The following is a 1,709-nucleotide window of genomic DNA, read 5'->3' on the forward strand; positions in this document are numbered from 1 at the left end:
CGGCCCCGAGCAGCGCGAAAAAACGCGGGCGATCCGGAGAAATGTCCACCTCTTCAATTACCGTAATATCCTGAACGCTCAGCTCGAAATCGCTGACGAACCATTGTTCGCCGGGCTGGTTTCCGTGTTCATATTGGAACACCCGCGCGGCGGGCTGATAGATCGCCTCGTCATTATCTTCGTCGAGCACTGCCGAAACCATCAGCGTATCGGCAGAGGGTGCGGCAGCACGGGTGAACATGATTGTGGGCATTTTATGCATCAAGAATCGCTTCAAAAACCAGATTAATTATAATGACCCCATCATGATCCATGAACACGTCGATCATGCCACGGGGATTGCAACCGAAGAAGTTCAAACCACCTGCATGGTAGCCGAAACCCCCGACAAATACCACCTCCATCATCAGCGGCAAGTGGTCGGGATCGCAGGCCAAATAATGGTAGTTTGCACATAATCCCGATCTTGCTCAAACCACAAGCATAAAAGCAAATTTTACAGACTGGCAAGCTAGATTATTCTTGCGATGGATAAGCTGGAAATATCGCAGATCCAAGACTGTGAACAGGGTTCATCATAATAATTCTCCCCGGGTACTCAAGCATCTTCCGCCTCCATCAGCACGCGAGATCGGCGCAAACATCTAGAATGACCGCACCGAAGGCAACATTGCGTTGCCGCTCTCAGGTGTGGTTTCCCAGTCTCTACGGCCGCCCGCACTGCTTGAAACTATGTCAGGATTGCGTATGCCCGCAACACTTTTCATATGCGCGTCAATTTCAGATTCCCAGAGAGATTCTTAAATAAATGCAAATTCATCTCATTTCAATACCCGCTACATCTTCCGCAAGTATACGCACCGCAACCCCCGGCGGGGCTATTAGTCAACTCCACCCATCCCCGCCACAGCGACAAACACCCTATTTGCGACTTCCTGCGAAACTCGCTGCGTCTTATGCGCTTTCCGCCAGGTTTCCGGTGAGGGATCTCGGCTTCACTCGATCAGCCGGTCATGGCCGATTGTCCGAACCGGATCGCTGTGGCCAAAGGGTTTCCGTCCGCCCTCGTCGGGGGAGATATAGCGCATCCGCGTGAAGGGCTGGGTCTGGATCAGGAAGCCCAGATATTCGACCAGCCCGCCGATCGAAAAATCTTCGGCGACGCCATCGCCGCCCAAAAGGAAATGCGGGGTCATGACATAGACCTGATCCTCGCGGATGGGCCCAAGCCGCGCCAGAACCGCGTCGAAGACCGGCGTTCCGTCCACCGCGTTGACCCAGCCCCGTTCATAAGCCAGGTCACTGTAGACAGGAGCGGCTACGGCTAGGTCGTCATCGAATGGCCGTTCACCGTCGATAACCTGCACTGTGATATCGGTATTGGATACTTCAGCGAGATTCGTGGCGATGGACACGAGTTTCAACCTGGGATGCCAGGCGGTAATATATCCGAATGCATCCCGCAGATAGGGGACCAATTCGTCCGGGCGTATTTCGGGATCATTCTTGAACAGGGATTCCATGACCGGCATCAACGGTTCGGGATCACACAACCAGTAAAGCCCATTGCGCCAACTTCCGCGCCCGTGGTTCAGCCAGAACTCGATCAATGCCTCCGGCACCCGGCCCCGGTAACGCTCGGCCTCGGCCTGGCTGATCGGACCATCGCCCTGCGGCGGTCCGAATTCATCCAGAACCTCCTGCAACGG

3 protein-coding genes are annotated in these 1,709 nt (G+C 54.7%); all 3 read right to left on the bottom strand.

All coding sequences use genetic code 11. The annotated features are described in order from the left end of the window. On the bottom strand, positions 1–241 hold a 241-nt coding region (locus BLW83_RS15285), incomplete at its 3' end, for a hypothetical protein (protein ID WP_143042870.1). A gap of 13 nt (positions 242–254) precedes the next feature. Next, a complete protein-coding gene (locus BLW83_RS15785; protein WP_090849245.1) occupies positions 255–437 on the bottom strand; it encodes a hypothetical protein in 183 nt (60 codons plus the stop codon). Between the two features lie 558 nt (positions 438–995). Continuing rightward, the coding region (locus BLW83_RS15295; protein ID WP_218139155.1) for a GAD-like domain-containing protein at positions 996–1,709 on the bottom strand (714 nt) is incomplete at its 5' end.

Source organism: Paracoccus alkenifer, assembly GCF_900108405.1.
Lineage (GTDB): Bacteria > Pseudomonadota > Alphaproteobacteria > Rhodobacterales > Rhodobacteraceae > Paracoccus > Paracoccus alkenifer.